Origin of the sequence: Limnospira platensis NIES-39, assembly GCF_026000695.1 — a bacterium.
GTDB classification, from domain to species: domain Bacteria; phylum Cyanobacteriota; class Cyanobacteriia; order Cyanobacteriales; family Microcoleaceae; genus Limnospira; species Limnospira platensis.
In genome coordinates this window covers 261,571-285,295 of record NZ_AP026945.1, presented here as the reverse complement: position 1 = coordinate 285,295, position 23,725 = coordinate 261,571, and the positions used below count along the sequence as shown (strand labels likewise).

Genomic DNA, 23,725 nt, shown 5'->3' with positions numbered 1-23,725 from the left:
TGGCGGTGCGTCAGGTTTTAATATCGTCGATTTTTGCCAAAATGTCGGGGGTCTGACGCACCCTACAACTTATATCATCGGATGAATATATGGTGGCGGTGCGTCAGGTTTTAATATCGTCGATTTTTGCCAAAATGTCGGGGGTCTGACGCACCCTACAACCTACCACCGATATGGTAGGATTGACATATAGGTTGGAGCAATATCATGGCAAACCGAACTGTTTTGGGTGTATCGATCGCCATTGCACTGCTGGGGGGTGCAGTTGTCTGGGTGGAATTACAACAGCGGGAGGCGATCGCAGAAGCCCGACTGTTGGCAGACTCGGCGGGGGCGGTTGAAACCCTGTCCGGCTACGATAGTCTTTCTGCTGCTTACGACTATCTACAAGCGGCGATCGCACGCCTAGAAAATGCCCCCACATTTCCCAGACAGTCCGAGTTGGAAGAATTGACTTCTCTACGTTCCCAGTTGCAGGTAGTCCAACAAAAGCTAGAACCCGAAAAAAAAGCCCGCCAAAATTACCAGGAAGCCATCACGCGAGCCATGTCCACCTCCCAACTCGTGCAGAACCCTCCCCACCCCCCTCCGGTTTGGGAAGAGGCGCAAAGAAAATGGCAGCAGACGATCGCCCAACTGGAAAGCATCCCACAGGCTACCTCCAGCTTTGGGGAAGCCCAGGAGAAATTGACAGGATATCGGCAAAATCTGGCGGTGGTGAGCCAATATGTGACCAGATCGCGCCAGGCTGTGGAATTGAACAATCGCGGCATGGTGCTAATTCAATCAGGGGATTATAGAGAAGCGATCGTCAACCTCAGTCAGGCGATCGAACTCAATCCAGCTTTGATGGAAGCCTACCTAAATCGAGGTTTTGCTTACGCCGCCATGGACAGCCACCAGTCAGCCCTTTCTAATTATACTATCGCAATTCGGGTTAATTCGTCAAGTCCTGAACCCTACTATTTTCGCGGGGAAGAATACCTAAACTTAGGCAACTATGAAGATGCTTTGAACGATTACAATAAGGCGATCGCCCTAGATCCTAATCGAGCCAATGCCTATTTAGATCGGGGGTTAATTCATTATGAACTCGGCAACCCCAAAAACGCAGCCGATGACTTCACCAAAGCCTCCGAATTGTTAAAGGATAGCGAAGAACCAGCCATCCGCCAATTAGCCTTTAATCTCGCCAGAGATATCCGCGCCACCTTGGAAGTAGACCCCGTGGAAACTGAACAGTCAGCCACCCCATCCTCAATGGTCCCAGAAGAAATCGAGCCAGAAGAACCCGATACAATTATTATTTATCGCCAAAGGCGCGTCAAAGCCAGCTCTATCAGCCCTTCCAGAGTTACCCGGAGTCCGTCTAGTTCCGGGAGTCGGTCTAGTTCCCGGAGTCGTTCTCGCCGCCGATAATCACACCTTAAAACCGTGGAATTTCGTGTCGCGGGGAGTTGCAGAAACCGGCTTTTCTTAGTGATAGAAACCCCGTTTATTGGTAGCGTCGCCAACCTTTAAATAATATATATAGCGTTTCGGTGGATTAGTGAGGTACTTTTCAAAGCCCCTCTCCCCTTGGGAGAGGGGTTTGGGGTGAGGGCTCTACCTTAAAACCGTGGAATTTGGTCGCGCGGGGAGTTGCAGAAACCGGCTTTTCTTAGTGATAGAAACCCCGTTTATTGGTAGCGTCGCCAACCTTTAAATAATATATATAGCGTTTCTCGGATTAGTGAGGTACTTTTCAAAGCCCCTCTCCCCTTGGGAGAGGGGTTTGGGGTGAGGGCTCTACCTTAAAACCGTGGAATTTGGTCGCGCGGGGAGTTACAGAAACCGGCTTTTCTTAGTGATAGAGACCCCGTTTATTGGTAGCGTCGCCAACCTCTAAATAATATATATAGCGTTTCTCGGATTAGTGAGGTACTTTTCAAAGCCCCTCTCCCCTTGGGAGAGGGGTTTGGGGTGAGGGCTCTACCTTAAAACCGTGGAATTTCGTGTCGCGGGGAGTTGCAGAAACCGGATTTTCTTAGTGATAGAGACCCCGTTTATTGGTAGCGTCGCCAACCTTTAAATAATATATATAGCGTTTCTCGGATTAGTGAGGTACTTTTCAAAGCCCCTCTCCCCTTGGGAGAGGGGTTTGGGGTGAGGGCTCTACCTTAAAACCGTGGAATTTCGTGTCGCGGGCAGTTGCAGAAACCGGCTTTTCTTAGTGATAGAAACCCCGTTTATTGGTAGCGTCGCCAACCTTTAAATAATATATATAGCGTTTCTCGGATTAGTGAGGTACTTTTCAAAGCCCCTCTCCCCTTGGGAGAGGGGTTTGGGGTGAGGGCTCTACCTTATGGATATGAGAAACGCTATAGGCGCGCGTCAGAGTTTAAAGATTTTCGATCCTCTCACCTCTCAACCAATCCGGAGTCCCACGCTAGGGCTGACTCGGTGGGAAAATCCCCTACAATGTTAATTGATAACTCAGATGTGTGGGATGGGGTGAGCGATGATTGTTGAGGTGTTGTCACTATTTGCTAGTGCTGGGGTCGGAGTTGTTACCACCGAATGTCATAAGTGGGCACAGCGCAAGGCTGGAGAAGGTAATCATGACATTGAGAAAGCACTGCTTAGAGCCCATCAGCGCATCTTAAATGATATTTGTGCCTGCTGCCAGAAAACACCGGAATGGCAGGATAGTCAGCCCCTAATTATAGCACGAATTGACCAGATTAAGCAGGATGGCAAACAAATCTTAATAATCGTTGAAGGGGAACAGCCCCAAGGCAGTGAGGGGAGTTGGCAAGGGAGTCAACAGGAGGCAATTCGGTATCAATTGATGCAGCGCCTAGAAGCCGAACACCAGTGGCTACGAGAAGCGCCTCCCGTCTTACTCAACACCTTTCGGAATTTATATTTACCCGGCTTAGTGCATTATTTCCGATTAGAAATTAAATATAATCCCGTGGTGTTTAATACCTTAACCCACGATATCCTTACCCAAATAGTCGGGAAAGTCAGCAATATTGACCAGGAACTCTCGGCAATTCGGGGGAGAATTGATGAGGGTGTGGATACATTTATCGCCTCTTGTCAGGGTTTAGATGAACGGTTTAATCAATTGCTGACCACCTTAAAAGGGACTATTCCAGTTCCGGCGGATTTTGCCGCTTTTATTGAGGAAAAAACCCAGGAATTTTTTGGCAGAGAATTTGTGTTTAATGCCATTGAGGAATTTTGCCAGAAACAAGCCAAGGGTTATTTTATCATTGAAGCAGACCCCGGCGTGGGTAAGAGTGCGTTATTAGCGCAATATGTACAGCAAACGGGATGTCTGGCTTATTTTAATATCCTGTCGGAAAACCGCACCAGCACCGATGATTTTATCAAAAGTATCTGCGCTCAACTGATTGAACGCTATGGGTTAGCCTATGACTTACCCCTGCATCCTGATAATACCCGCAATGGCAACTTTTTGAGCAAATTATTAACCGAAGCGGCGGCAAAAACTGACCGTTTAGTGATTGCGGTGGATGCTTTGGATGAGGTGGATTTAAGCACGCAAAATCGGGGGCAAAATGTGCTTTATCTCCCGGAAAATTTACCCAAGGGGGTCTATTTTGTCCTGACCAAACGCCCGGAGTTTTTTCCTTTTGTCGTCTCGGCTCCCCAGCAGGAGTTTGATATGATGTCCGATGAATATTATCAAGCGAATTTAGCAGATATCGAAGGGTTTATTCGCTATCGCTGCCAACGGGAACCTATCCAGCGCTGGCTGGCGGCCCAAGGGGTGACAGAGGCGGAATTTATCGAATTTTTGGCGGAGAATAGCGAAACTAACTTTATGTATTTAAAGTATGTTCTCAATGATATTGAGGCGGGGAAATATGCTGATTTGAACTGGGAAAATTTGCCCAGGGGTTTGGAGAAATATTATGAGCAACATTGGCAGCGTATGGGGATGGTGACGAGGCCCTTACCCCGGACGAAGTTAAAAATCATCTATTTATTGTCAAAGACTCGGAAGCCTGTATCCTGCGATTTGTTGGCGGATTTTGCGGAGGAAGACCCGTTAACGGTGCAGGAGGTGTTGGATGAATGGGAGCAGTTTTTGCGCCATCGAATTATGGAATATGAGGAGGTTTATAGTATTTATCACAAGAGTTTTCAGGACTTTTTATTTAATAGGAGGACGGTACAAAAAGCGGGGGTATCTTTGCGGGATATTGAACTAGATATAGTTGATAATTTGTGGGATGGTTTGTATGGAGAAGATGAGAACAATAATGAAGAATAATTAGTAGGTTGGGTGGACGCAGGAAACCCAACATCTTAGTAGTAGGTTGGGTGGACGCAGGAAACCCAACATCTTAGTAGGTTATGTGAACCGAGAGCGATCGCATTAGGAGTAGGTTATGTGAACCCAGTAAACCCCACAAAAACTCAACCACCGCCAGCCTAGAGTCCGAGTGTGTTGGGTTTCGCGATCGCTCCACCCAACCTACTATAAATTGTTCTATTTTCACCCGTGAGTTATGACCAGCTTTATTGAACGGCTAAACAAATTCTATCCAGAAAAGCGGCGCTATGCCTTAGAAAAATTCCCTGAGCATCTCGTTAACACTGCCCAAACTGCACGACTACAGAAGCTGCTGACGGATTTTGACTTTATCCAGGCAAAACTGGCGGAGTTCGGGGTGCAAGCCTTAATTGAAGATTACGATTTGGCGATGAGTTCGGATGTCTTGCTGAACCCGGAACAGACGGAAACCCTGCAATTAATCGCTGGGGCGTTGCGGCTGTCGGCTCATATTTTAGAATCCGATAAAACCCAACTGGCGGGGCAATTTTGGGGGCGGTTGCTGTCCTTTGAGAATCCAGAGATTGTGGCTTTACTGGAACAGGCAAAACAAGGGCAGAAACAACCCTGGTTTCGTCCCCTCACCGCCAACCTCACCCCACCCGGCGGGCCACTGATTCGCACCCTCTCTGGGCATAGTGGCGGGGTAAGAGCAGTGGCGATCGCCCCCGACGGGAAACGAGCCGTGTCTGCATCGGTTGATGCAACCCTGAAACTGTGGGATTTGGAGCAGGGGAGGGAACTCGCTACCCTCTCTGGGCATAGTCGCGAGGTACTAGCAGTGGCGATCGCCCCCGACGGGAAACGAGCCGTGTCTGCATCGGTTGATGCAACCCTGAAACTGTGGGATTTGGAGCAGGGGAGGGAACTCGCTACCCTCTCTGGGCATAGTCGCGAGGTACTAGCAGTGGCGATCGCCCCCGACGGGAAACGAGCGGTGTCTGCATCGGGTGATAACACCCTGAAACTGTGGGATTTGGATCAGGGGAGGGAACTCGCTACCCTCTCTGGGCATAGTGACTCGGTATGGGCAGTGGCGATCGCCCCCGACGGGAAACGAGCCGTGTCTGCATCGGATGATGCAACCCTGAAACTGTGGGATTTGGAGCAGGGGAGGGAACTCGCTACCCTCTCTGGGCATAGTGGCGGGGTAAGAGCAGTGGCGATCGCCCCCGACGGGAAACGAGCCGTGTCTGCATCGTCTGATGAAACCCTGAAACTGTGGGATTTGGAGCAGGGGAGGGAACTCGCTACCCTCTCTGGGCATAGTAGCTCGGTAAGGGCAGTGGCGATCGCCCCCGACGGGAAACGAGCGGTGTCTGCATCGGGTGATAAAACCCTGAAACTGTGGGATTTGGAGCAGGGGAGGGAACTCGCTACCCTCTCTGGGCATAGTGACTGGGTATATGCAGTGGCGATCGCCCCCGACGGGAAACGAGCCGTGTCTGCATCCAATGATAAAACCCTGAAACTGTGGGATTTGGAGCAGGGGAGGGAACTCGCTACCCTCTCTGGGCATAGTCACTGGGTACTAGCAGTGGCGATCGCCCCCGACGGGAAACGAGCGGTGTCTGCATCGGGTGATAAAACCCTGAAACTGTGGGATTTGGAGCAGGGGAGGGAACTCGCTACCCTCTCTGGGCATAGTCACTGGGTACTAGCAGTGGCGATCGCCCCCGACGGGAAACGAGCGGTGTCTGCATCGGGTGATAAAACCCTGAAACTGTGGGATTTGGAGCAGGGGAGGGAACTCGCTACCCTCTCTGGGCATAGTAGCGAGGTAAGAGCAGTGGCGATCGCCCCCGACGGGAAACGAGCGGTGTCTGCATCCTGGGATGAAACCCTGAAACTGTGGGATTTGGAGCAGGGGAGGGAACTCGCTACCCTCTCTGGGCATAGTGACTCGGTATGGGCAGTGGCGATCGCCCCCGACGGGAAACTAGCGGTGTCTGCATCGGAGGATAAAACCCTGAAACTGTGGGATTTGGAGCAGGGGAGGGAACTCGCTACCCTCTCTGGGCATAGTAGCGAGGTAAGAGCAGTGGCGATCGCCCCCGACGGGAAACGAGCCGTGTCTGCATCGCGTGATAACACCCTGAAACTGTGGGATTTGGAGCAGGGGAGGGAACTCGCTACCCTCTCTGGGCATAGTAGCGAGGTAAGAGCAGTGGCGATCGCCCCCGACGGGAAACGAGCGGTGTCTGCATCTTGGGATGAAACCCTGAAACTGTGGGATTTGGTGACGGGGGAAGTGTTAGCCACCTTTATCGGGGATGGTGCGATGCTTTCCTGTGAGGTTGCACCGGATGGGGTGACGGTGGTGGCGGGGGATAATGGGGGGCGGGTGCATTTTCTGCGGTTGGAGGGGGTGGATTTTCTCCCGTTGGAAATGGATGCCCCTTTAACCTCGCCTTCTGAAAATCCCTTGAATTTACTGTCTGAGGGCTTATCTCTGGTACAGCAAGGACGGGAGGAGGAAGCGATGTCCTGTTGGGAAAAAGCGGTCAAACTTCGACCCGATGCTGCCTCCTTCATTTGGGAGAATATGGGAAAAGCCCTGGAGAAGCAAGGCAAGGCGCTGTGGGAAGCAGAAAACTATGAAGGGGCGGTGCGTTGTTTTCAAGGGGCGGTACAACTGCAACCGGACAACGCTGAATATTGGAATTATTTGGCAGCGTCACAACGGCGTTCTGGAGATGCAGAAGCGGCACTGTCTAGTTATGAAACTGCCCTAAACTTGGAACCGGATGCCGCTTATATTTGGGATAATCGCGGTTATGCTTTATTTAGTTTGGGGCGCTATCAGGAGGCAATAGCGAGTTACCAAAAAGTCTTAGAGTTGGACTCTGATTATGCCAATGCTTACTATAATATTGCTTGTCTTTATGGGTTGCAAGGGGATGTAGATTTAGGCATCCAAAACTTACAACGGGCGATTGAGTTAGATGCAGAATGTCGCGAGGTGGCAAAAACTGATAGGGATTTTGACAGCCTTCGCCAGAATAGTCGATTTCAGGCTTTGTTAGAGGAATGAGAAAGCTGGGGGATAAGAAACCGGGTTTCTCAATCCGATTGGGGCGAGGCGGCAGCGGTTATGGCAACAACCGGGTTTCTGGGATGTGGGTGGAGGGCAAGAAATCCAGGTTTTTTACCTGCGTCCGAATCACCTACGCGATCGCTATAATGGCGAGAAAGCAAGTTTTTGGAGAACGTCATGCAAATTACCTTAAACAAGCAACAAGAAGAGTTTATCGCCGCCCAGTTAGCCCAGGGCAATTTTAGCCATCCTGATGAAGTGGTGAATGCCGCGTTTAAATTGCTAGAAAAATTGCAAACTGAATACCCAGACTGGCTCACCGAAACCCGCGAGCAAGTCAATCTGCCGCCTTTTTCTGGAAGTGGGGAAAAGGCTAATAACGTTTAAGGAACAATGACAGATACCACAGAACTTGATAAAATAGTAGCAGTATCCAATACAGGACCTCTCGTTTCAGCCTTTCAATGTGGTCGGATTGATTTACTCAAGCGATATTTTTCGCTCCTTTACATTACCACCTCTGAGGTACAAGAACTAGATGGTCATGGGTGGCTCGATGAAATTACTCAACTCATTGGTGAGGGATTTGTGGTTGTTGCCGAATTAACCGATTCAGAAAAAAAACAAGCAGAAACTGTAGCAAAACGAATTGCGCGATCGCACAAAAATACCCGTTCAGACTGGCGTGATGATCTCGCTGAAGCCGAGGCCATAATTCTCATGCAAAATCGCCCCGATCTAAATGTGGCACTTATTCTTTTAGATGAGAAAGCTGCCCGTCAAGTTGCTGGGGAAATGGGGTTGAAAATGACGGGATTTCCGGGGATTTTAGGACGGGCTGGACTAGACGGAATTTTAACGAAAGATGACATTCGGCACCTCCTCAAAACCTGCCAGCAACAAGGTACATATTACGGCGATAAATTAATTGAAACCCTTGTAGAAAATTACGGAAGGTAAACCATGACTAAACAAGTTCCCGAACCCAATGCAGAGTTACTCTCGGCTGAAGATATTCATCAGGATGTGATGACTCTAACAACTGCTTTAGAACAACGCAAGGCTGAACGTAAAGCCTATCACATATTATCCCGTCCAGATATCCGTAACTTGCTCGATCGCATCCTAGCCAGTGGAATTTGTACCACAGAAGAGGAAGCCATAGAACGTGCTCTGACCATTTTGATTTCTGGAAGTTGAGAAAGCGAGTTTCTGGAACGATTTGATAAAATACGATAACTCAAAGGATGAAACGATGCTATAAATCACCATAAATTGGAAACCTGAACCCCAAACTTTGACCCAACTGGTACAGATTGCGATGCAAGAACAGAAAAGTTTAGAGACTCTGCTGGATGAGGCAGTTACCCAGTATTTCCAAGCCAATTTTTTCTGATAGACAAATCGGCAGTCGCTTATCATATCCATGATTCCCAAGAAAAAGCCTGAACTTGGTTGATGCGCTTAAAATCACTATCGGCAGAAACAAGGATTAATCCGTGCTGAATTGCTGTGGCAACAATCCAAAGGTCATGGTCAGTAAATCCTAAATTGCTGATACTTGTGCGACGCCGCTTATTTTTATCCTTGGGCGCAAACTGATTAAAAACTGCTGTTTTAATCTGATCTATAAAAAATGGCCGTTTCTTCATCAAGAAAATACAAATCAACTTGACCCAAAAACTCTTTTACTGCTGTGATATTTTCGGATTGTCTCCCAGACTTATCAGCCATGTACAGCAATTCCGCATAAGTGATAATGCTAATTCCAATTGCGTCATTACGATGATTATTTAAAACATTAAGGACTTGAACGTTGCCATTGATAATATAGCTACAATGGTTTGTATCCATTAAATAGGGCATGATATTAAAACTGGGTTTCTGAACGAGTTTCATAAACGGAATCAAGGCATTCTTCCAAGTCATCTCCTTGCCAAGTCCCGGCAACTTTGAGTAAATCTTGGGCGGTTTTCCCTCTTTTTAGCGGGGGCAATTTTCTCAAGGGAGATGATTGAGGGGGTTCCGTTGCTTCTAGGGAGTCGAGAAACTCACTGACGAGGGCAAGTCTTTCCGGTGAGAGGTTGTTCAGTTGGCTGGCGATTTTTTGGTGTAATTGAGTTGTATTCATGATTAATTTATATCCAGAATGTCGCAGGTTGACAAGACAGTGATTTTGATAGCATTGGCGGGGATAGTCGGTTTCTCGGCTGTAGGTTTCTAGAACCCTTTGATAAAACATGATAGCTCAACGGATGAAACGATGCTGGAAATCACTCTGAATTGGAAACCAGACCCCCAAACCGTTCGGCTGAACTCACGGCGAAGCTTTGACTCAATGGGTACAGGTGGCAATGCAAGAACAGAAAAGTTTAGAGACTCTGCTGGATGAGGCAGTTACCTAGTATTTACAAGCAAATTGAGCCCCGAACACCCTTTCTGTATCTCCCACTCCCCCTGACCCCTTCCTCGGTGGTCTATAATGATGGTAGCCCGAAACTGGGCACTGAAGCAGAAGCCATCCTCACCGCAGAAATTGAATCCTCCTCGGGTTTATTGTGGAGGATGATAAAATATCGAAGACGGATCAATTGAGGAAAATCACCGATGCAAATTACCATCAACCTACCGCCAGACCTCGAACAAGACCTCATCCATCAAGCCACACAATCTAATATTCCCCTGCCTACTTTAATTTTGCAAATGTTACGCCGCACAATGCAAACGCCACCCATTCCAGTGTCCCAATGGTCAGAAGCGATTTTGTCTTATCAAGGAATCCCTGATTTCCCCGCTTTCGAGTCCTATCGCGATGAACTGCTTCCCCCTCGCGAACCGGAAATTTTCTAATGCAATACCTCCTCGATACCTGTGTTATCAGTGACTTCATCAAAGGCGAACCGGGTACTCAAAACAGAATCAAGCAAACCGCCCCAGTCAACATTGCTGTTTCCTCAATTACAGTGATGGAACTTAACTATGGTTTAGCCCTCAATCCACAACGGGCGGAAAAAATTAAACCCGTTATTCTCGATTTTTTATCGTCGGTGACCATTCTTCCTTTCACAAACGCAGAAGCTGAAAAAGCGGCTGAGATTCGTGCTTTACTCAAATCTCAAGGACAGCCAATTGGGGCTTATGATGTCTTGATTGCTGCCACTGCACTGGAACATCAACTGCTCATGATTACCGCCAACCAACGAGAATTTAATCGCGTTGTTGGTCTTAAAACTGAGAATTGGCGACAGACCTAAAAAACTAGGTTCGATGGGGAGAAGAGGTGAGGATAGAAACCCGGTTTCTGAGATATCGGTTAAATTTCATCAACCCTGCTCAAAATCTGGTTATATAAAGCTGAAGATACTCTAAATTCTGATGTAGTAATCAGCGCATCCATAAGAGGCTTGACCGCAGTAATTAAATTATTATGCTTGGCCTCAACCCAAATGTCTAGTAATCCCGTAATCTTGATGCCTAAACGGTCCGCTGCTGCTCGACCTCGACGCTCATCAATCAACAGCAAATCTGCATTAAGCTCTATGGCAAGAGCGAGGTAAAATACAGAAGCGATGTGATTTGGCGGTGTTAACTGCTACTGAAAAATGACCGAACTACTTCAACAGGCGATCGCCCAAATCCAACAACTCCCACCCGACCAACAAGATGCGATCGCGGCTCGATTTTTGGCACAGTTGCAGGATGAGCAAAAATGGGAAACCCGTTTTGCTACCACGACAGCACCAGGAGTAGGTTGGGTGAACGCAGGAAACCCAACATCTTGGTAGGTTGGGTGAACGCAGGAAACCCAACATCTTAGTAGGTTGGGTGAACGCAGGAAACCCAACATCTTAGTAGGTTGGGTGAACGCAGGAAACCCAACATCTTAGTAGGTTGGGTGAACGCAGGAAACCCAACATCTTAGTAGGTTGGGTGAACGCAGGAAACCCAACATCTTAGTAGGTTGGGTGAACGCAGGAAACCCAACATCTTAGTAGGTTGGGTGAACGCAGGAAACCCAACATCTTAGTAGGTTGGGTGAACGCAGGAAACCCAACATCTTAGTAGGTTGGGTGAACGCAGGAAACCCAACATCTTAGTAGGTTGGGTGAACGCAGGAAACCCAACATCTTAGTAGGTTGGGTGAACGCAGGAAACCCAACATCTTAGTAGGTTGGGTGGACGCAGGAAACCCAACATCTTAGTAGGTTGGGTGAACGCAGGAAACCCAACATCTTAGTAGGTTGGGTGGACGCAGGAAACCCAACATCTTAGCATTAGGAGTAGGTTGGGTGAACGCAGGAAACCCAACATCTTAGTAGGTTGGGTGAACGCAGGAAACCCAACATCTTAGTAGGTTGGGTGAACCCAGGAAACCCAACATCTTAGTAGGTTGGGTGAACGCAGGAAACCCAACATCTTAGTAGGTTGGGTGAACGCAGGAAACCCAACATCTTAGTAGGTTGGGTGAACGCAGGAAACCCAACATCTTAGCATTAGGAGTAGGTTGGGTGAACGCAGGAAACCCAACATCTTAGTAGGTTGGGTGAACGCAGGAAACCCAACATCTTAGTAGGTTGGGTGAACCCAGGAAACCCAACATCTTAGTAGGTTGGGTGAACGCAGGAAACCCAACATCTTAGTAGGTTGGGTGAACGCAGGAAACCCAACATCTTAGTAGGTTGGGTGAACGCAGGAAACCCAACATCTTAGTAGGTTGGGTGAACGCAGGAAACCCAACATCTTAGTAGGTTGGGTGAACGCAGGAAACCCAACATCTTAGTAGGTTGGGTGAACGCAGGAAACCCAACATCTTAGTAGGTTGGGTGAACGCAGGAAACCCAACATCTTAGTAGGTTGGGTGAACGCAGGAAACCCAACATCTTAGTAGGTTGGGTGAACGCAGGAAACCCAACATCTTAGTAGGTTGGGTGAACGCAGGAAACCCAACATCTTAGCATTAGGAGTAGGTTGGGTGAACGCAGGAAACCCAACATCTTAGTAGGTTGGGTGAACGCAGGAAACCCAACATCTTAGTAGGTTGGGTGAACGCAGGAAACCCAACATCTTAGTAGGTTGGGTGAACGCAGGAAACCCAACATCTTAGTAGGTTGGGTGAACGCAGGAAACCCAACATCTTAGTAGGTTGGGTGAACGCAGGAAACCCAACATCTTAGTAGGTTGGGTGAACGCAGGAAACCCAACATCTTAGTAGGTTGGGTGAACGCAGGAAACCCAACATCTTAGTAGGTTGGGTGAACGCAGGAAACCCAACATCTTAGTAGGTTGGGTGAACGCAGGAAACCCAACATCTTAGTAGGTTGGGTGAACGCAGGAAACCCAACATCTTAGTAGGTTGGGTGAACGCAGGAAACCCAACATCTTAGTAGGTTGGGTGAACGCAGGAAACCCAACATCTTAGTAGGTTGGGTGAACGCAGGAAACCCAACATCTTAGCATTAGGAGTAGGTTGGGTGAACGCAGGAAACCCAACATCTTAGTAGGTTGGGTGAACGCAGGAAACCCAACATCTTAGTAGGTTGGGTGAACGCAGGAAACCCAACATCTTAGTAGGTTGGGTGAACGCAGGAAACCCAACAAATCAGTAGGTTATGTGAACCCAGGAAACCCAACATCTTAGTAGGTTGGGTGAACGCAGGAAACCCAACATCTTAGTAGGTTGGGTGAACGCAGGAAACCCAACATCTTAGTAGGTTGGGTGAACGCAGGAAACCCAACATCTTAGTAGGTTGGGTGAACGCAGGAAACCCAACATCTTAGTAGGTTGGGTGAACGCAGGAAACCCAACATCTTAGTAGGTTGGGTGAACGCAGGAAACCCAACATCTTAGTAGGTTGGGTGAACGCAGGAAACCCAACATCTTAGTAGGTTGGGTGAACGCAGGAAACCCAACATCTTAGTAGGTTGGGTGAACGCAGGAAACCCAACATCTTAGTAGGTTGGGTGAACGCAGGAAACCCAACATCTTAGTAGGTTGGGTGAACGCAGGAAACCCAACATCTTAGTAGGTTGGGTGAACGCAGGAAACCCAACATCTTAGTAGGTTGGGTGAACGCAGGAAACCCAACATCTTAGTAGGTTGGGTGAACGCAGGAAACCCAACATCTTAGTAGGTTGGGTGAACGCAGGAAACCCAACATCTTAGTAGGTTGGGTGAACGCAGGAAACCCAACATCTTAGCATTAGGAGTAGGTTGGGTGAACGCAGGAAACCCAACATCTTAGTAGGTTGGGTGAACGCAGGAAACCCAACATCTTAGTAGGTTGGGTGAACGCAGGAAACCCAACATCTTAGTAGGTTGGGTGAACGCAGGAAACCCAACATCTTAGTAGGTTGGGTGAACGCAGGAAACCCAACAAATCAGTAGGTTATGTGAACCCAGGAAACTCCACAAAAACTTAACCACCCCCAGCCTAGCCGACTGTGTTGGGTTTCGCGATCGCTCCACCCAACCTACTAGAAACCCCGTTTATTAAATGTTTCCGTGGCTGATATAACCCCGATTTTTAGGATTGGGGGGGATTTTCGGGGGAGGTGAAAATATTGCCCGCTGCGAAAATATCTCCGATATTTAACCTTAATTCTGGGAAAACTTGCGAGACTATTTGTTGATTGTCCGTCAAAACAGTTTCTTCATATAAACCCTCATCCAGCCGCAAAACCGATATCTTATTTAACATCGGATCTACAATCCAATATTCCGGGATTTCCGCCGCCGCATATTCGGTTCTTTTGTACCTATAATCTCGGTTTACGGATTCGGGACTGACTACTTCCACCACTAGGAGGGGTGGAGTTTAAAAAACGGCAGATTCATCCAACAATTCTACAACTTTTTCTCTGGAAACGACACAGACATCCATCAATCGCGACTTCCTCGGTGAGGTTCTCACCCCGGCTTCTTTCAAACACAACCAAGGTGAATTAATCCGACTTATTTCGGCTTTCAAAGTATCCCGGATAAAATCGGCGATCAGCAAATGTCGGATGGTTGGTGGGTTTATGATTTCTAATTGTCCATTGACTAATTCATAATGGTTGTCTGTGCCATCGTCATATTTGAGGTAGTCTTCAAAAGTATATGTTTTGTCGGTGGTTATAGATGTCATGGCTATGGTATAATGGTTTCTGAATGGGTTATTGAGATCCAGGCAGTTAGTAGCTGCTAAAACACCAACACTAACCCCCCCTGAAAATCTTTCGACTTCAGGGGGGTTACGGTTTTACCAACCCAAAGCTGAGATAAAACCAGCAGATGGTTTTTCGGCTTCGGAAGTTGTGGTTGTGTTAGAATCAGAGTCGATGCGGATTTCTGTGCAGAAGGTGGAGGTGTTGAAGCCTCCGAACCGCTTGACGGCACTCGATCGCATTCTAACATTAGAACCAACAAACCAAAAGCGTTCAATAGAACTCATGGTTTCATATTCGGTTATTAAGGTTAAGCCGTCCTCTTCGTCCATTTCAAAACGTCCAATCACCGGGACAATTTCCGCATAACCCCTTTCCCGCAGCATTCGACCCCGGCGCGGATCGTCTGGGTCTGGTACGATCGCAAATACGGTAGAACCCTTATGGTTTTCGTCTTCCTTATCCCAAGCCATTTCGCCATTCCAGGTGACATGAGCCCCCCCCGCCGCCAAACTCGGGTCAATATCGTGCATTTTGCAGATCTCGGCTACCTGGGGGTCCTCAGCGGTAAGGGAGGTTACATTAATATCGGAAAATCCTTTTTCGGCTTGACGAAAAGCTAGGTGATGGGTCGTCCTTAGCGATCGCCATCTTCCGGCACTCATATTAAAAAATTCTATAGCATCCATTAGCTTAATCTCCAGTCTGACGGCTATCCGTTTATTTTATGGCAGTTAGGGCTGAGTCTGTGGCTATCAGATCGGAAAATCCAAAGTTTTGTTAAATAGATTAGTGCCTAAATGTCCATCATGGACAGATTGTCAAGTGTATGTTACGATAATTTACATTCCAGGTAAACAAAAGTTACGGTTTGACCCAAAACCGTACTCTCACCCCTAGAATTTCAGAGGAGGAGCGAACAATGCAAACCCCAGGAAATCTAAGCATAGAGCAACAATTCAAGCTCAAGGTTCTCCAGGAACAAGTCAAACACCTAAGTTTAGAAGAAGCTCAGGAGTATTTAATTGAGGTATTTCGCCAAGGGATGGTCAAGGATAATTTACTGAAAAACTGGATGAAAGGCGCATAGCCTCAAAACACCATCAACCAATCACCACAACCAGAGGGAGGTCAGAAAGGGCTGATTAAGTTAAGTAGCCTCTGACCTCTTGGGAATAGGTTATGCTTAACCAAAGCGACCACTAACATATTGTTGTGTGGCTTCTTGTTGGGGATTTTGGAAAAGACTATGAGTATCGCTAAACTCGACCAGGTAGCCAAAACGCTTGCTACCATCTTCGGCTTTGGCGTTAAAAAAGGCAGTCATATCGGCGACCCTAGTTGCTTGCTGCATATTATGGGTAACGATAATAATAGTGTATTGTTGTTTGAGTTCAACAATAAGTTCTTCAATCCGCATGGTAGAAATGGGGTCTAAAGCGGAGCAAGGTTCATCCATGAGAATTACATCAGGTTGAACGGAAACAGCGCGTGCAATACATAGACGTTGTTGTTGACCCCCAGACAAAGCCAAACCACTTTGTCGGAGTTTATCTTTGACTTCATCCCAGAGTACAGCCTGACGAAGCGATCGCTCTACAATTTCATCCATATCACCTTTGGACTTAGCCAAACCATTGACGCGCACCCCATAGGCGATATTTTCATAAATAGACTTAGGGAAGGGGTTAGGCTTCTGAAAGACCATACCAATTTGTCTTCGCACTTGGACAGGATCGACAATTGGATCGTATAAATTCTGACCCTGATAGTAAATATTCCCGGACAACCTAAAGCCTGGAATCAAATCATTAATGCGATTAAAGCAGCGGAGAATAGTAGTTTTACCACAGCCAGAGGGTCCAATAAAAGCGGTTACCCGTTTTTTAAGAATGTCCATAGTCACGCCACGAACCGCCTTAAAATCCCCATAGAAAACATCAAGATTTTGAGCATGGATAACTATATCGGTATCAGTCAAATTAGCAGTATCGGGAATACTCGCATCCATCATCAGCAGTTAACTCCTGAATTGTTGAGTAATTTATTAGGTACAAATCGAACCCCAAAAACTGGATTACTAGAGTTGGGGAATTAATTGGATATATAGCCGAGTGATGAGAGTTAATAAGTATAACCGTGAATATCACCGCCGCCGGATGGAAGTCCGGGGGGAACAGGTTGAATTTTACCCATCATCATGTAATATTGCTATATATTGAGGTTTACGGTTTAGCCAAAACGACCACTGACATAATCATGAGTTCGCTGGTCTTGGGGACAGGAAAAAATGTTTTCAGTGGTATCTACTTCGACTAGATAACCAACCCGCTTACCACCTTCTAGGGCTTCGGCGTTAAAGAAGGCGGTATAATCAGCTACGCGAGAAGCCTGCTGCATATTATGGGTAACAATGACAATGGTATAATGTTGCTTGAGTTCAGCCATCAAATCTTCAATTCGCATGGTAGAAATCGGGTCTAAAGCGGAACAGGGTTCATCCATCAAAATAACATCGGGTTGAACAGCGATCGCCCTAGCGATACATAAACGTTGCTGCTGTCCTCCCGATAGAGAAGTCCCCAACTTTTTAAGATTATCCTTCACTTCATCCCAGAGGGCGGCGCTGCGTAGGGCTTTCTCGACCCTCTCCTCTAGGTTATCTTTAATGCCATTTACCCGCAAACCATAGGCGACATTATCATAAATAGTCTTAGGGAAAGGGTTAGGCTGCTGAAAGACCATACCAATGCGGCGGCGGACAACGACCGGATCAACTCCCTTGTGATAGAGGGGTTGACCTCGGTAATTCAAAAGTCCTTTAACCTCAGCACCGGGAACCAGGTCATTAGTGCGGTTAAAGCAGCGCAGGAGGGTACTTTTACCACAGCCAGAGGGGCCAATAAAGGCGGTAATTTTACGCTCTAGGATATCCATATTAACATCCCGGAGAGCGATCGCACCGCTGTAGTAAACGGATAGATTTTTAATCTCAAAAATGCGCCGAGTATTTACGGACACATCATCAATATATTGTTGCATGGTTTCTCCAATTAGTCAAGCTAAAAGAACATTGAGGCAGAATAGGCGAGTTAACAAGCTAGTTAAATTAAAATGCTTTTTTCCTGCTAAAAAAGCGGGCTAAAACACTGAAAATGAGGACAAGTGACAACAATACCAAGGCGGCAGCCCAAGCCAAAGTCTGAGAGGCTTTGTAGGGAATAATCGAGAAAAAGTAAATCAAGATAGGTAAGGTAGAAACTGGTTCCCAAACATTAGCCGCCCAGAAGTTATTGTTAAAGGAGGTAAAAAGTAAGGGTGCGGCTTCTCCGGCGGCGCGGGCGACAGAGAGAACAACACCGGTGACAATAGAAGTTAGGGCGGCGGGTAAGACAATTTGAACGACAGTTTGAAATCGGTTGGCACCAATACCGGTTGCAGCTAACCGCATTTCATTAGGAACCAATAACAAGGCTTCTTCGGTAGAGCGAATAATAATGGGTAACATCAAGACAGCCAAAGCGACCCCACCAGAAAAAGCGGAAAATCCTCCCATGGGTTTGACGACAATGGAGTAAGCAAATAGGCCACATAAAATGGCGGGAACGCCGGTGAGTACATTACAGGAGAACTTGACCAAGTAGGCTAACTTAGTACCGCGACCGAACTCGGCTAGATAAATGGCAGCAATGACACCAAAGGGAACGGCAATCATGGTAGCAATTCCGAGGGTCATCAAGCTACCGATAATGGCATGACCAAAACCGCCCTCAGAGAGACCGGGAGGGGGTGGTAATTTAGTGAAGATATCGGGAAAGACTAAAGCGCCTGCGCCTTTTTGAAAGACGCTAACGAGAACCCACAGCAAGGGAATGATGACTGTGGCGGCAAAGACCATGGTTAATACGGTTAATATCCGTCCGAAGAGACGGCGATGGCGGGCCATGGTTTTCTCGCTAATATCGAAACTATCGCCTTCAGAAGGAAAGGAAGGCTGACGACCTGGATTATCCATAATTTATGTTTGCTAAACTTAGTGGGGGATTGACTGAACCAAAAACTAAGGTCAAGAAACTAAGGTCAAGGTCATAAACCTTACTCAATATTCTGAAATCGACGAATTACGAGTTCCGCCAAAATATTGACGACGAGGGATAGCATCATCAGGACTAAACCTGCGTACATGAGGGCGGCTACTTGGGTGCGTCCGGCTTCGCCAAATTGGGAGGCGATGAGACCTGTAATAGTTGCTCCGGGCTGTAACCATGATATGTCAATGCGGTTAGCGTTACCGACTAGCATGGCGGCTACCATGGTTTCACCCATAGCGCGACCCATTCCCAACATGACGGAACTGATAATGCCAGATAAGCCGGCGGGGATAAGGACTCTGATAATGGTTTCCCAGCGGGTGGCTCCTAAGGCGAGGGAACCATTGCGGAGGTCTCTGGGTAAAACTTCAAAGGTGCTACGGGTGATGGAGATGATAATGGGGACAATCATAATGGATAGGACTAAACCGACCAGTAAGAGGTTATTACCGGAGGGGGTAGCGCCACCGAAAAAGGGAATCCAGCCGAAGTAGCTGTTGAGAAATCTAAAAAGGGGTCTGATGACTGGAATGAGGACAAAAATCCCCCAAATGCCTAAAACGACGCTGGGGATGGCGACAATTAGCTCGATCGCAAAGGCGATGGGAGTTGTCACCCATTTAGGAGCAAAGCCTTCGGTGAGGAAGATGGCGACACCAATGCCCAGGGGAATGGCAATTAGTAGGGCGATAAAGGCGGTAACTAAGGTTCCATAAATTTGGGGTAGTACGCCATATACGTTGGTTACGGGGTTCCAGGTTGTACTGACTAAAAAACCGAGACCAAATTCGCGAATGGCGGGGGTAGCTTCGATGGCGGTTTGTACGATTACCCAAAGTAAAACGGCTCCGGCACCAATAGCCAGGAGTAGGGTTAATCCCCAAAAGCCGATATCGATGACTCGAATGGTGCTGGTTCGTTTTTCGAGGCTACGGCTGGGTAATTGATTTAATGGATCAGCCAGGGTCATGATGTTGTTTTGTCTCCTCTTGGAATGACGTAGGGTGGGTCACATTGGATCAGCTATTGGGGAAACCAACCAAGTTTGTGCTGTGACGCACGGTACGGGGTATTTACAGGAAAGAGCGATCGCTGGGACTAGGGAAGTGTGGGAGTAGTTATCAGTTATCCATGGAACAGGAAAAGGCTAACTGAGTGGCTTGTGACTACACCCACACTCTGGGCTATATATCCCAACTACAGAAAAGTTTCGGTAATGGGAGTACCAAAAATATGGAACTCCTGAATTATCTAAGGGATTCTGTTAGTTGGCGTTGATGGTGTCAAAGACGGCTTTAATCCTTTCTACTAAAGGATCAGGGGTGGGAACGAAAAGGAGTTCTTCTGCTAAGGCTCTACCTTCTGGACCCAAGGACCATTCAAAAACCTGACGCATGGCTTGCCATTTGGCATCGTCTTCATAGTTTTGATAGATCATCACCCAAACTAGACCGACAATGGGGTAAGACTCAGCACCGGAGGGGTCAGGAACTAGCAAAGCAAAGTTATCGGGTACGGGTTCATCAAGTAAGGCTTTAGCTGCTGCTTCTGGAGATGGGGCGATAAAGTTTCCGGCTTGGTTTTCGATTACGGCTGAGTCAATGTCGTTGAGGGCTGCATAGGCATAAGATAGGTAGCCAATGGCTCCCTCGTTTTGTTGAATGGAGGCGGCAACACCTTCGTTTCCTTGACCGCCAATACCTATGGGCCAGTCTACGGAGGTGCCGGCACCAGCAGGCCAGTCAGGACAGATTGTATTAATGTGGTTGGTAAATACAAAGGTGGTTCCACTACCGTCGGAACGGTGAGCGAAGACAATGGGTAGGTTAGGAAGATTGAGGTTGGGGTTATCGGCTGCGATCGCCGGATCAGTCCATTGAGTAATCTGTCCGGTCACGATACCACAGTAGGCTTGCCGGGATAGGCGGAGTTGGAGGTTATCAATTCCTGGGAGGTTATAGGAGAAGGAAATAAACCCTCCGGTCATGGGAATTTGAATGGGATCGTGGCCGTGGGCGGCGATGAAGGATGCTGTGCGATCGGCTGAGTCTGTGATCGGTGCTTCACTGGCTCCGAAGTCTACTGTGCCGTTGATGTATTGCTCTAAACCGGCTCCACTACCTACGGACTGATAACTAACTTGTACGTTGGGGTCTACCTGGCGGTTATAGGCATCAAACCAACGTTGAAATATGGGGGCGGGAAAGGTCGCCCCAGCGCCGCTAATGGATATTCTTTGGCCGCCAGTTTCTCCATCTTGGGGGCCAGGAGCGCAGGCGGTGGCTCCTAATAGTATTGGTAGGGAGGCTACTGCTAAAAGGACTTTGCGATTGAGAACCATGAAAAATACGTCCACTTGGTGAAACGACTAGGAAATCAGATGAACAATAACCGATTAAGGTTCTGGTTTAATTTGATACTCAGGTACAAAAACAGACTTTAAGCCCGATACCTACACAAGAAATTACCACAAGATTGATGACTCCACAAGGGGAGTTGGTGGTTAGAAAAAAATCTAAAGATTTAGCTTAACTTGGTTTTGCTGTCAAGGATAACCTAACCTTAAACTAATCTTAATCAAGGCTAACTTGACTATAGGTGGCTGGTATGGTGCTGTTTTTATTAAATTCTAATTGGGGGGAACATCTTATGTCAAAGAAAGGCGGCTTATTTAGTCTGAGCTGTGGGGAGATTGATAAATTTTAGTAGCACCTAACTTTACCAGAGGGAGGAAAATTAATGAATAATTAACAATTGCAATCTATGGCCACGGGGTGGGGTTGCCATTGAGCTTGGGGTGAGATGATGGTACGATGGGGAGATTAAGGTAATTACGCAGTTTAAGGCTTAATCGTGGTTCAAGCACTGCCATCAACTAACCGTCAGTCCGAACTCAATGCTGAGTATTGGTCGCTCACACCTAGGAGTCAGACAACAGAGCAACTATCGCAGTGGCTCAATTCCCTGGCTGACCGGGTAATTGGGGGCGATCGCATTGGTCGAGAAGAGGCGATCGCACTGACTGAAATCGAAGGAAATGATCATATTCTACTGCTGTGCGAGGCGGCGGACCGAGTACGTCAAGCCTGTTGTGGCACAATGGTAGATTTATGTAGCATTATTAATGTCAAGTCGGGGAACTGTTCGGAAAATTGCAGTTTCTGCTCCCAGTCGGTTCACCACCCTGGGGAAAATTCGCCGATTTATGGGCTAAAATCCCCAGAGGAAATTCTGGCTCAGGCGAAAGCTGCGGAAGAAGCTGGGGCTAAAAGGTTTTGTTTGGTTTCTCAGGGACGGGGTATTAAGTACAATAGCCCTAAGTCTAATGAATTTGAACAGATCCTGGAGACAGTTCGCCGCATTCAGGCGGAAACTTCTATTAAACCCTGTTGTGCTTTGGGAGAAATTACCCCACAACAGGCTCAGGCTTTGGCGGAAGCGGGTGTGACTAGGTATAATCACAATCTGGAATCTTCCGAAAAGTTTTACGGTAATATTGTGACGAGTCATAGTTGGGACGATCGCGTTCAAACTGTGAAAAATATCAAGGCTGCTGGTATTCAAGCCTGTACGGGTGGCATTATCGGTATGGGAGAAAGCTGGGAAGACCGTGTTGACCTGGCTTTAGCATTGCGGGAACTTGAGGTAGAGTCGGTTCCGATTAATTTACTGAACCCCCGTGAAGGAACTCCTTTGGGGGGGCGCTCCCGTCTTGACCCATATGAAGCGCTCAAGGCGATCGCTATTTTTCGCCTACTCCTCCCAGAGCAAATTTTGCGATATGCAGGGGGACGGGAAGCTGTTATGGGAGAATTACAAGCGTTAGGTCTGAAAGCGGGGATTAATGCCATGCTGATTGGACATTATCTAACTACTATGGGCCAACCCCCTGAAAGCGATCGGGCTATGTTAGAGTCTCTTGGTCTTGAGGGTGGAGAGGCTCCTATTCCCGGACAAAAACCAGACCAAAAACACCAGACCACAACCTCAAGTATAACTCCCTGACAATTGATACCACCAGTTGAATTTTTATGGGCGATCATTGGCGTACTTCTGACTATCGGTGGCACCTTCTTGGAAGCGTTTGTCACCGACCCCTCTAGCCTTTGGAGTCAGCCTAACATTCAGATACATTCCTTGGGTGTTACCTATCAGATCGGAGCGGTTCTACTGGTGGGCTGTATGGGAGGCAAAAATGCGGCTGCTATGTCTCAAATTGCCTATCTCGCCTTGGGTTTGACGGTTTTACCTGTTTTTTCCCAAGGAGGGGGGTTCGGCTACCTCGCAGAGCCTACCTTTGGCTATCTATTGGGTTTTGTTCCCGGTGGTTGGGTCTGTGGTTTTTTGGCTTTTCGTAATCATCCTAAGTTGGAATTGCTGGGGTTTAGCTGTCTGTGTGGATTGATTTCTATTCACTTGGTGGGGATACTTTATCTGGTTGCTACTCATTTGATGAATAATGTTGGCGATCGCATGATTCCACTAATGACGGCTATTCACAGCTATTCTCTTACTCCCCTCGGTGGTCAGTTGGCTGTGGCTTGTGCGGTAACTGTTATATCCTATGTCCTCCGGGGGCTAATGTTTTATTAATTAAAATTATCCTCCATGGGATTTAAAAAAAACTCGACTTTTTGGATAGCTGCCACTATCAGTTTGGTGATAGACCATTTGACTAAGTTTTGGGTGGTGCAGACTTTTGAGTTGACTACCCCTCCCCAAACTGTCCCCATTTTACCGGGTATTTTTCATATTACCTATGTGGTTAATACTGGGGCGGCTTTTAGTTTGTTTAGCAATGGCGGTGTTTATTGGCTGCGTTGGCTGTCTCTGCTGGTTAGTCTGGGATTAATGCTTTGGGCTTGGTTTGGCCCTCGGTTTATTTCCTGGGAACAGTGGGGATATGGTTTGATTCTTGGCGGCGCTTTGGGTAACGGTATCGATCGCTTTGTTTCTGGTCATGTGGTCGATTTCTTCGATTTCCGCCTGATTCAATTTCCTGTTTTTAATGTGGCTGATATTTCTATTAATGTCGGCATTATCTGTTTGCTGATCGCTGCTTTTAAGCCCCATTCTCACCCATAATTTTTCTGGTAAAGG

Annotated in this window: 23 protein-coding genes and 1 pseudogene; 13 read left to right on the top strand and 11 right to left on the bottom strand. The window is 47.5% G+C overall.

The features are described 5' to 3' along the window. Positions 1 to 207: 207 nt before the first annotated feature. The 6 genes from N39L_RS01420 (at position 208) to N39L_RS01395 (ending at position 8,588) form a co-directional block, all read left to right on the top strand. Positions 208 to 1,419: a tetratricopeptide repeat protein gene (locus tag N39L_RS01420; protein WP_014274073.1), complete on the top strand. Its 1,212-nt coding sequence runs from the start codon at positions 208 to 210 to the stop codon at positions 1,417 to 1,419. A gap of 1,081 nt (positions 1,420 to 2,500) precedes the next feature. Next, positions 2,501 to 4,288 (top strand): P-loop domain-containing protein, encoded by a 1,788-nt coding sequence (locus N39L_RS01415; protein WP_014274072.1) that lies wholly within the window; start codon positions 2,501 to 2,503, stop codon positions 4,286 to 4,288. Between the two features lie 238 nt (positions 4,289 to 4,526). Further along, complete coding sequence (locus tag N39L_RS01410; RefSeq protein WP_014274070.1) at positions 4,527 to 7,385, top strand: tetratricopeptide repeat protein; 2,859 nt, start codon at positions 4,527 to 4,529, stop codon at positions 7,383 to 7,385. 180 nt (positions 7,386 to 7,565) lie between these two features. Beyond that, on the top strand, positions 7,566 to 7,775 hold the full coding sequence (locus tag N39L_RS01405; RefSeq protein WP_006616405.1) for a ribbon-helix-helix domain-containing protein: 210 nt from the start codon (positions 7,566 to 7,568) through the stop codon (positions 7,773 to 7,775). Positions 7,776 to 7,781: 6 nt separating this feature from the next. Further along, positions 7,782 to 8,348 (top strand): PIN domain-containing protein, encoded by a 567-nt coding sequence (locus tag N39L_RS01400; RefSeq protein ID WP_014274069.1) that lies wholly within the window; start codon positions 7,782 to 7,784, stop codon positions 8,346 to 8,348. Between the two features lie 3 nt (positions 8,349 to 8,351). Next, positions 8,352 to 8,588, top strand: a complete 237-nt coding sequence (locus N39L_RS01395) for a hypothetical protein (RefSeq protein ID WP_006616407.1) — start codon at positions 8,352 to 8,354, stop codon at positions 8,586 to 8,588. A gap of 218 nt (positions 8,589 to 8,806) precedes the next feature. On the opposite strand, the gene N39L_RS01390 is transcribed toward N39L_RS01395, so the two are convergent. The 3 genes from N39L_RS01390 to N39L_RS01380 are packed head-to-tail and all read right to left on the bottom strand — an operon-like array spanning position 8,807 to position 9,630. Then, positions 8,807 to 9,040, bottom strand: a complete 234-nt coding sequence (locus N39L_RS01390) for a PIN domain-containing protein (protein ID WP_014274068.1) — start codon at positions 9,038 to 9,040, stop codon at positions 8,807 to 8,809. Continuing rightward, positions 9,006 to 9,287, bottom strand: coding sequence for a type II toxin-antitoxin system VapC family toxin (locus tag N39L_RS01385; RefSeq protein WP_216646502.1), 282 nt, complete (start codon positions 9,285 to 9,287; stop codon positions 9,006 to 9,008). Before N39L_RS01385 ends, N39L_RS01390 begins: the two co-directional genes overlap by 35 nt. Further along, positions 9,259 to 9,630 carry a hypothetical protein gene (locus tag N39L_RS01380; RefSeq protein WP_006616409.1) on the bottom strand — a complete coding sequence of 124 codons (372 nt, stop codon included), beginning with the start codon at positions 9,628 to 9,630 and terminating at the stop codon, positions 9,259 to 9,261. Before N39L_RS01380 ends, N39L_RS01385 begins: the two co-directional genes overlap by 29 nt. A 365-nt stretch (positions 9,631 to 9,995) precedes the next feature. Between N39L_RS01380 and N39L_RS01375 the strand changes: the two genes are divergently transcribed. Both N39L_RS01375 and N39L_RS01370 read left to right on the top strand, forming a co-directional pair. Beyond that, positions 9,996 to 10,238, top strand: a complete 243-nt coding sequence (locus tag N39L_RS01375; RefSeq protein WP_014274065.1) for a hypothetical protein — start codon at positions 9,996 to 9,998, stop codon at positions 10,236 to 10,238. Then, positions 10,238 to 10,642, top strand: a complete 405-nt coding sequence (locus N39L_RS01370) for a type II toxin-antitoxin system VapC family toxin (protein WP_014274064.1) — start codon at positions 10,238 to 10,240, stop codon at positions 10,640 to 10,642. Before N39L_RS01375 ends, N39L_RS01370 begins: the two co-directional genes overlap by 1 nt. A gap of 59 nt (positions 10,643 to 10,701) precedes the next feature. Here N39L_RS01370 and N39L_RS01365 read toward each other — a convergent pair whose 3' ends face one another. After that, positions 10,702 to 10,911: a PIN domain-containing protein gene (locus tag N39L_RS01365; RefSeq protein ID WP_014274063.1), complete on the bottom strand. Its 210-nt coding sequence runs from the start codon at positions 10,909 to 10,911 to the stop codon at positions 10,702 to 10,704. A gap of 79 nt (positions 10,912 to 10,990) precedes the next feature. On the opposite strand from N39L_RS01365, the gene N39L_RS01360 reads away from it, so the two are divergent. Continuing rightward, positions 10,991 to 11,173, top strand: a complete 183-nt coding sequence (locus tag N39L_RS01360) for a hypothetical protein (RefSeq protein ID WP_006616414.1) — start codon at positions 10,991 to 10,993, stop codon at positions 11,171 to 11,173. Between the two features lie 2,739 nt (positions 11,174 to 13,912). Here N39L_RS01360 and N39L_RS01355 read toward each other — a convergent pair. After that, positions 13,913 to 14,515: pseudogene (locus N39L_RS01355) on the bottom strand (Uma2 family endonuclease). Positions 14,516 to 14,629: 114 nt separating this feature from the next. Next, a complete protein-coding gene (locus N39L_RS01350; protein ID WP_006617868.1) occupies positions 14,630 to 15,223 on the bottom strand; it encodes a phycobiliprotein lyase in 594 nt (197 codons plus the stop codon). A 233-nt stretch (positions 15,224 to 15,456) separates the two neighbouring features. On the opposite strand from N39L_RS01350, the gene N39L_RS01345 reads away from it, so the two are divergent. After that, complete coding sequence (locus N39L_RS01345) at positions 15,457 to 15,624, top strand: NblA/ycf18 family protein (protein WP_006617869.1); 168 nt, start codon at positions 15,457 to 15,459, stop codon at positions 15,622 to 15,624. Between the two features lie 96 nt (positions 15,625 to 15,720). On the opposite strand, the gene pstB (N39L_RS01340) is transcribed toward N39L_RS01345, so the two are convergent. From pstB (N39L_RS01340) to pstS, 5 genes are all read right to left on the bottom strand, one after another. Next, positions 15,721 to 16,548 (bottom strand): phosphate ABC transporter ATP-binding protein PstB, encoded by an 828-nt coding sequence (pstB, locus tag N39L_RS01340; protein WP_006617870.1) that lies wholly within the window; start codon positions 16,546 to 16,548, stop codon positions 15,721 to 15,723. A 218-nt stretch (positions 16,549 to 16,766) separates the two neighbouring features. Then, positions 16,767 to 17,576, bottom strand: a complete 810-nt coding sequence (gene pstB / locus N39L_RS01335) for a phosphate ABC transporter ATP-binding protein PstB (protein WP_006617871.1) — start codon at positions 17,574 to 17,576, stop codon at positions 16,767 to 16,769. A gap of 67 nt (positions 17,577 to 17,643) precedes the next feature. Beyond that, positions 17,644 to 18,549 (bottom strand): phosphate ABC transporter permease PstA, encoded by a 906-nt coding sequence (gene pstA, locus N39L_RS01330; RefSeq protein ID WP_006617872.1) that lies wholly within the window; start codon positions 18,547 to 18,549, stop codon positions 17,644 to 17,646. Positions 18,550 to 18,629: 80 nt separating this feature from the next. Next, the gene (gene pstC, locus N39L_RS01325) at positions 18,630 to 19,595 is read right to left on the bottom strand and encodes a phosphate ABC transporter permease subunit PstC (protein ID WP_006617873.1); all 966 of its coding nucleotides are present in this window, start codon (positions 19,593 to 19,595) and stop codon (positions 18,630 to 18,632) included. 294 nt (positions 19,596 to 19,889) lie between these two features. Next, a complete protein-coding gene (gene pstS, locus N39L_RS01320; protein WP_006617874.1) occupies positions 19,890 to 20,966 on the bottom strand; it encodes a phosphate ABC transporter substrate-binding protein PstS in 1,077 nt (358 codons plus the stop codon). 512 nt (positions 20,967 to 21,478) lie between these two features. Here pstS and bioB point away from each other — a divergent pair. From bioB to lspA, 3 genes are read left to right on the top strand one after another with little or no spacing between them, the layout of a single operon-like run. Then, positions 21,479 to 22,630, top strand: coding sequence for a biotin synthase BioB (bioB, locus tag N39L_RS01315; RefSeq protein ID WP_006617875.1), 1,152 nt, complete (start codon positions 21,479 to 21,481; stop codon positions 22,628 to 22,630). Positions 22,631 to 22,633: 3 nt separating this feature from the next. Then, entirely contained in the window at positions 22,634 to 23,218 is a 585-nt protein-coding gene (locus tag N39L_RS01310) for a biotin transporter BioY (protein ID WP_014274060.1), read from the top strand. Positions 23,219 to 23,233: 15 nt separating this feature from the next. After that, positions 23,234 to 23,710, top strand: a complete 477-nt coding sequence (gene lspA / locus N39L_RS01305) for a signal peptidase II (protein WP_006617877.1) — start codon at positions 23,234 to 23,236, stop codon at positions 23,708 to 23,710. Positions 23,711 to 23,725: the final 15 nt, after the last annotated feature.

Excerpts from the sequence above, each read along its gene's own strand:
- N39L_RS01420 (WP_014274073.1), top strand. The coding sequence starts at position 208 with ATGGCAAACCGAACTGTTTTGGGTGTATCGATCGCCATTGCACTGCTG.
- N39L_RS01415 (WP_014274072.1), top strand. The coding sequence starts at position 2,501 with ATGATTGTTGAGGTGTTGTCACTATTTGCTAGTGCTGGGGTCGGAGTT.
- N39L_RS01410 (WP_014274070.1), top strand. The coding sequence starts at position 4,527 with ATGACCAGCTTTATTGAACGGCTAAACAAATTCTATCCAGAAAAGCGG.
- N39L_RS01405 (WP_006616405.1), top strand. The coding sequence starts at position 7,566 with ATGCAAATTACCTTAAACAAGCAACAAGAAGAGTTTATCGCCGCCCAG.
- N39L_RS01400 (WP_014274069.1), top strand. The coding sequence starts at position 7,782 with ATGACAGATACCACAGAACTTGATAAAATAGTAGCAGTATCCAATACA.
- N39L_RS01395 (WP_006616407.1), top strand. The coding sequence starts at position 8,352 with ATGACTAAACAAGTTCCCGAACCCAATGCAGAGTTACTCTCGGCTGAA.
- N39L_RS01390 (WP_014274068.1), bottom strand. The coding sequence starts at position 9,040 with ATGAAGAAACGGCCATTTTTTATAGATCAGATTAAAACAGCAGTTTTT.
- N39L_RS01385 (WP_216646502.1), bottom strand. The coding sequence starts at position 9,287 with ATGAAACTCGTTCAGAAACCCAGTTTTAATATCATGCCCTATTTAATG.
- N39L_RS01380 (WP_006616409.1), bottom strand. The coding sequence starts at position 9,630 with ATGTTTTATCAAAGGGTTCTAGAAACCTACAGCCGAGAAACCGACTAT.
- N39L_RS01375 (WP_014274065.1), top strand. The coding sequence starts at position 9,996 with ATGCAAATTACCATCAACCTACCGCCAGACCTCGAACAAGACCTCATC.
- N39L_RS01370 (WP_014274064.1), top strand. The coding sequence starts at position 10,238 with ATGCAATACCTCCTCGATACCTGTGTTATCAGTGACTTCATCAAAGGC.
- N39L_RS01360 (WP_006616414.1), top strand. The coding sequence starts at position 10,991 with ATGACCGAACTACTTCAACAGGCGATCGCCCAAATCCAACAACTCCCA.
- N39L_RS01350 (WP_006617868.1), bottom strand. The coding sequence starts at position 15,223 with ATGGATGCTATAGAATTTTTTAATATGAGTGCCGGAAGATGGCGATCG.
- N39L_RS01345 (WP_006617869.1), top strand. The coding sequence starts at position 15,457 with ATGCAAACCCCAGGAAATCTAAGCATAGAGCAACAATTCAAGCTCAAG.
- pstB (WP_006617870.1), bottom strand. The coding sequence starts at position 16,548 with ATGATGGATGCGAGTATTCCCGATACTGCTAATTTGACTGATACCGAT.
- pstB (WP_006617871.1), bottom strand. The coding sequence starts at position 17,576 with ATGCAACAATATATTGATGATGTGTCCGTAAATACTCGGCGCATTTTT.
- pstA (WP_006617872.1), bottom strand. The coding sequence starts at position 18,549 with ATGGATAATCCAGGTCGTCAGCCTTCCTTTCCTTCTGAAGGCGATAGT.
- pstC (WP_006617873.1), bottom strand. The coding sequence starts at position 19,595 with ATGACCCTGGCTGATCCATTAAATCAATTACCCAGCCGTAGCCTCGAA.
- pstS (WP_006617874.1), bottom strand. The coding sequence starts at position 20,966 with ATGGTTCTCAATCGCAAAGTCCTTTTAGCAGTAGCCTCCCTACCAATA.
- lspA (WP_006617877.1), top strand. The coding sequence starts at position 23,234 with ATGGGATTTAAAAAAAACTCGACTTTTTGGATAGCTGCCACTATCAGT.